General features: G+C 62.9%; 4 protein-coding genes. 3 read left to right on the top strand and 1 reads right to left on the bottom strand.

The features are described from left to right. A partial coding sequence (locus BN1969_RS15770) for a glutamate ligase domain-containing protein (protein WP_272867236.1) occupies nucleotides 1–516 on the top strand: 516 nt, incomplete at its 5' end. A gap of 217 nt (nucleotides 517–733) precedes the next feature. Here the strand turns inward: BN1969_RS15770 and BN1969_RS15765 are convergent. Then, nucleotides 734–1,087, bottom strand: coding sequence for a hypothetical protein (locus BN1969_RS15765; protein WP_050625152.1), 354 nt, complete (start codon nucleotides 1,085–1,087; stop codon nucleotides 734–736). A 98-nt stretch (nucleotides 1,088–1,185) separates the two neighbouring features. On the opposite strand from BN1969_RS15765, the gene BN1969_RS15760 reads away from it, so the two are divergent. Further along, the gene (locus BN1969_RS15760) at nucleotides 1,186–1,434 is read left to right on the top strand and encodes a helix-turn-helix domain-containing protein (protein ID WP_242850363.1); all 249 of its coding nucleotides are present in this window, start codon (nucleotides 1,186–1,188) and stop codon (nucleotides 1,432–1,434) included. Nucleotides 1,435–1,574: 140 nt separating this feature from the next. Beyond that, nucleotides 1,575–3,838 (top strand): ATP-dependent helicase (locus tag BN1969_RS15755; RefSeq protein ID WP_082203678.1); only part of this gene is annotated, 2,264 nt, incomplete at its 3' end.

Below are 3,838 nucleotides of genomic sequence, written 5' to 3'. Positions count from 1 at the left end.
GCCGCCGCCGCGCTGGCCCTGCGGGTGCCGGTGCGGGGCATCCGGGAGGGGCTGGGCGCCTTCCAGGGAGCGGGCCGCCGCTTTGAGCATAAGGGAACATACAGGGGGGCGCAGGTCTATGACGACTACGCCCACCACCCTGAGGAGCTGCGGGCCCTGCTGACCATGGCCCAGAGCCTGGGATATGGGCGGGTGATCTGCGCTTTTCAGCCCCATACCTATTCCAGGACCCACGAGCTGTTTTCCGATTTTGTGGAGGTGCTGAAGCTGCCGGACCAGGTGCTCCTGGCGGAGATCTTCGCGGCGCGGGAGCAGAACGAGCTGGGCATCTCCTCCCGGGACCTGGCAGAGCAGATCCCCGGCGCGGAGTTCTGCCCCAGTGTGGAGCAGGTGGCGGAACGGCTGGCCCAGCTGGCCCAGCCGGAGGACCTGATTTTGACCGTGGGAGCGGGAGATATCTTCCGAGCCGGAGAGCTGCTGCTGGCCGGACAAGAGAAGGGCCCGGCCGGAAACTGAAAAAGAAGTTTGCAGGGGCGCACCATGTGCGCCCCTGCTGCTGTGATGCGGCCCGGCGGAAAGCCGCCCCCACATCCGTCGCGGCATGCGCCGTATCACCTTCCCCGGGAGAAGGCTTTTGGGAGCAATCTCTGCTGGAAGAGGCGGAGGATAGAATGATCCCCACAGGAGCGGCGGGGCCCCTGTGGGGATCGCTGTCTATTTCAAACTGCGCGGTTCAGGGGGTCTCTTCCTGTATCGGCGTTGGGATGGAAGCGGGGCAGCGGCCGTTCCGGACAATCTGGACGGTGTAGGCGATAAGCATTTCGTAGATCTGGAGCGCCAGGGGGGATAGCTTGGAGACGGGGGTGAATTCTTTGGCATAAGCCAGGTCAAAGGTCAGATCCTTCTCAAGAGAGAGCTTCAAAAGCGACTTTCTGACCATCCTGGACAGCTGAAGAGGGGTGTGAGAGCCGCCGAGGTGGATGGAGGCCCGCAGCATAGCTGAAAAGAGGAACTCGTCCATCCGGTTCAGATCGATCGGCTCGATGGCGGGATCAGTCAAGGTAAAGTTGGTTTGACTATCTGACATTAAAATCACCTCGTCACCATTATAATCTGTTTTTCCGATAATAACAACGGGAATTCTCCATATAATCTGTTTACCAGATAAAAATGGAGGTATCCCCCGTGAGAGTCAGGAGGGACTATGGAGATAAGAATTGTATTGGAAGAAATGTGGTTTCGCTTCGCAAGGAAAAGAACATAAAACAGAAAATACTGTTGGCGCAGCTCCAACTGAAGGGGATCGACATCGGGCAGTCCAGCCTCTCCGCCCTGGAGGGTCAGCGCCGGGAGGCCAGTGACCGGGAGGTGCTGGCTCTCTCCCAGATCTTTCAGGTGCCCATGGAGCGGCTGTTCCAGCCGCCTGAGGAGTGAGTCCCGTTTCAGAGGGGGCGGCATCCCACCGGACGCCGCCCCTTCGGCCCAGGGAAGGCCGGGTTTTCGGTTGACCTGCCCCCCGGATTACGGTACAATAGGAGTTAACTGTGAAACTGAAGAACCGAGGACAGAGAGATATGCTGGATCAAGAACAGAAACTGAGATTTTCCAAGGCCCGCCGGGGGGCCATCGCCCGGGAGTTCGCCCATCTGAACCCGGAGCAGCAGAGGGCGGTGCTGGCCACCGAGGGGCCGCTGCTGCTGCTGGCCGGGGCTGGCAGTGGAAAGACCACCGTGCTCATCCACCGCATCGCCAACCTGATGAAATACGGCCGGGGCTCCGACAGCCCGGAGGTGCCGGAGCGGGTGACGGAGGATGACCTGCGCTTCCTGGAGGAGTATGCTGCCTCCGGCGCGGGAGACAGGGCACGGCAGGAGGCACTGTGCCGCCTGGAGCCCGCCGCCCCCTGGACCATCCTGGCCATCACCTTCACGAACAAGGCTGCCGGTGAGCTGAAGGAGCGGCTGGAGCGGATGCTGGGCCCAGCCGCCAATGACATCTGGGCCTCCACCTTCCACTCCGCCTGTGTGCGCATCCTGCGCCGGGACATCGAGAAGCTGGGCTTCTCCTCCTCCTTTACCATCTATGACACCGACGACTCCCTGCGGGTGGTGAAGGACTGCCTGAAGGACCTGAATATCGACGAAAAGCAGTTCCCGCCCCGGTCCGTGCTGGGCTACATCTCCCGGGCCAAAGACGCTATGAAGCTGGCGGAGGAGTATCTGGCCGACTGCGAGCGGGCGGGGGATTTCCGCCTGACCAAGATCGCCAAGGTGTACGTGGAGTACCAGCGCCGGCTGTGGGAGGCCAGCGCCCTGGACTTTGACGACATCATCCTCCACACGGTCCGCCTGCTCCAGCAGCACGAGGACGTGCGGGCCTTCTATCAGCGGAAATTCCGCTATGTGCTCATCGACGAGTATCAGGACACCAACAATCTCCAGTATCTGCTGGCCTCCACCCTGGCGGGGGGATATGAGAACTTCTGCGTGGTAGGGGACGATGACCAGTCCATCTACCGCTTCCGGGGAGCCACCATCGAGAACATCCTCTCCTTTGAGGAGCAGTACAAGGGCTGCCGGGTCATCCGGCTGGAGGAGAACTACCGCTCCACCCGCCACATCCTGGAGGCATCCAACGCCGTCATCCGCAACAACCAGGGCCGCAAGGGCAAGGAACTGTGGACCCGGGCGGGGGAGGGGGAGAAGCTCCAGCTCTACACCGCCATGAACGAAAATGACGAGGCCCAGTATGTGGCCGCCCGTATCCTGGAGGATTACAGCCAGGGCCGGCACTGGAAGGACCACGCCGTCCTCTACCGGATGAACGCCCAGTCCAACCAGGTGGAGCAGGCGTTCAAGCGCAACGGCATCCCCTACCGCATCATCGGGGGCACCCGCTTCTTCGACCGGGCGGAGGTCAAGGACATGATCGCCTATCTGGCGGTGCTGAACAACCCGGAGGACGACCTGCGCCTCACTAGGATCATCAACAACCCTCCCCGTGGCATCGGGGCCAAGACGGTGGAGACCGCCCAGGAGATCGCCCGGCGGGAGGGGGTGTCCCTCTTTGCCGTCATCGACAACGCGCGGATGTACCCCGAACTGGACCGGGCGGCGGCTAAGCTGGCCCAGTTCTCCGGAATGATGGGGGAGCTGGCCCAGCAGGCCCAGACCATGCCCCTGCCCGACTTCTATGAGGAGCTCATCGCCCGCACCGGTTACGCCGTGATGCTGGAGAGCAAGAACACCGTGGAGGACCGGACCCGTCTGGAAAACGTGCGGGAGCTGCTCACCTCCATCAACGGCTATCTGGAGAATGCGGGGGAGGAGCCCTCCCTGGCGGGCTTCCTGGATGAGATCGCCCTGTACACCGACCTGGACAGCCACGACCCAGATCAGGACTGCGTGGTGATGATGACCATGCACTCGGCCAAGGGGCTGGAGTTCCCGGTGGTCTTTGTGGTGGGGGCCGAGGAGGGCATCTTCCCCGGTATCCGGGCCATCGGAGAGACGGAGGAGATGGAGGAGGAGCGCCGCCTGTGCTACGTGGCCATGACCCGTGCCAAGGAGAAGCTGTACCTCACCTGCGCCAATCAGCGCATGCTGTTCGGCCGCACCAGCTCCAACCGTCCCAGCCGCTTTGTGGACGAGATTCCCACGGAGCATCTGGAGCGCTCCGGCCGCACCTTCCTGGACCCGGGCGTGGGGGACTGGGGGGGCATCCCCAGCCGCACCTCCGGGTACGGGGGATACCAGCGGGGGGAGCAGAGCTACGGCGGCTACGCGGCCCGGGGGAGCGAGGCGCCCCAGCGGCCCGCTCCGCCTTCCTACGGCGGTTT

The sequence above is a fragment of the Clostridium phoceensis genome, from assembly GCF_001244495.1.
GTDB lineage: Bacteria > Bacillota > Clostridia > Oscillospirales > Oscillospiraceae > Lawsonibacter > Lawsonibacter asaccharolyticus.
This window is presented reverse-complemented; position numbering and strand designations above follow the sequence as displayed.